This is a genomic window from Streptomyces sp. NRRL B-1347 (assembly GCF_000720325.1).
GTDB lineage: Bacteria > Actinomycetota > Actinomycetes > Streptomycetales > Streptomycetaceae > Streptomyces.
Genome location: NZ_JOJM01000217.1, coordinates 1 through 1,456, shown reverse-complemented (window position 1 = coordinate 1,456; position 1,456 = coordinate 1). Strand labels below are relative to the sequence as shown.

Below are 1,456 nucleotides of genomic sequence, written 5' to 3'. Positions count from 1 at the left end.
GCGCCCGGGGGCAAGGGCCGGCGGCGCGGGGCCGTGCCGGCCCCGGGCCCCGCGGGTGCCGGGCCGGGGGGGCGGGCCCGGCCCGGTGGGGGCGGGTCAGGCGGTGCGGGGCAGGGCCTGGGGGGTGGCCGGTTCGGCCGGGGCGGCCAGGCGGCTGTAGGCGTAGGCGGCGGAGACCAGGGTCATGTGGTGGTGCCAGCCGGGGTAGGAGCGGCCCTCGAAGTCCAGCAGTCCGCATTCGTCCTGGAGGTGGGTCATGGTGGCGCGGGTGCGGGCGTGCAGCTGGGCCAGGGCCATGAGTTCGTCCAGGCGGGCGTCCAGGAGGTTGGAGACCCAGACCCGGGCCGGGCGCTGCAGGCTGGGCCGCCACTGGGTGAAGATCCGCAGGGTGTGGGCGGTGCCGGGCAGGCGGATCAGGCCGGACAGGATCCGGATGTGGCGCTGGCCGTGCTCGGGCGTGGTGACGGTGACCACGTGCGGGTGGCGGGTGCTGTGCTGGTAGAGGAACTGCCGTGCGCCGCTGGGGCTGTGGGCGCCCAGGTGCGAGGCGGTGGTGCGGGCGGTGGCCGGGCACACCCCCATGCCCGGCGGCACCGAGACCACCATGTGGCGGCCCTGGCGGTGCAGTTGCTCGATGAGCTGGGCGACGTCGGTGTGGTCGCTCATGTCGGCGACCACCGGCGCCGGGGCGTGCCGGGTGCGCCTGGCCAGGGTGCCGGCCAGGTCCGCGGCGTGCGCCCACAGCGGCCGGTGGCGGACCAGGTCGGGGATGCGGGCGCGCTCGCGCAGCCGCTCGTCGGCGTTCCACTGCTCGGGCAGCATCAGCCGCCAGTCCACCGGCAGCTGCAGCTCGCCCGCCGACAGGAACACCCCGATGCCCAGCTGGCAGTTGATGGTGCGCCCGGCCTCGGGCACGAACCGCCGGTGCACCCCGCAGGAGTGGCCGCCGCGCTTGGGCAGCACCGCGGTGGCGATGATCCACGCCCGCGGCGTGGCCCGCTGCTCCACATACCGGGTCAGCTCCTTGCGGGCCGGGTCCCACTCCCAGGGGCTGGCGTTGATGAACTGCTGCAGCGACTGCGAGGCGGTGGGCGAATCGGAGATCGCCGCCGCCAGGCGCCGCACCGACTTCTTGCCCGGTGTCGACAGCAGCCCCTGCAGATACCCCTGCGCCCAGCGGCGCTGATCGGCGCGCGGCAAATGCCCGAAGAGCGCCGCGGCGAACGCCGACAGCGGATCACTGCCCCCCGCCGCTGACGCCACCCCCACCTGCTGCTGTCCGGCCATGGTCGTTCCCCTCCGTGACGTGTCCGACCCAAAAAGCGTAGCGAACGTTCGCTTTGTTTTCGAGGAGGGGGAGCGTACCGGTGCGACTTGGTGAACTCCAGCGCCCCGCACGGGACTTCACGCCCGCGCACCCCGCCCCCTCCGCCCCCGCGCACCACCCCCGCACCCC

Annotated in this window: 1 protein-coding gene; it reads right to left on the bottom strand. The window is 75.1% G+C overall.

What is annotated here, in order from left to right; genetic code table 11:
- Nucleotides 1-96: 96 nt before the first annotated feature.
- Nucleotides 97-1,287 (bottom strand): transposase, encoded by a 1,191-nt coding sequence (locus IG74_RS0144560; protein ID WP_051856750.1) that lies wholly within the window; start codon nt 1,285-1,287, stop codon nt 97-99.
- Between the last annotated feature and the right edge of the window lie 169 nt (nt 1,288-1,456).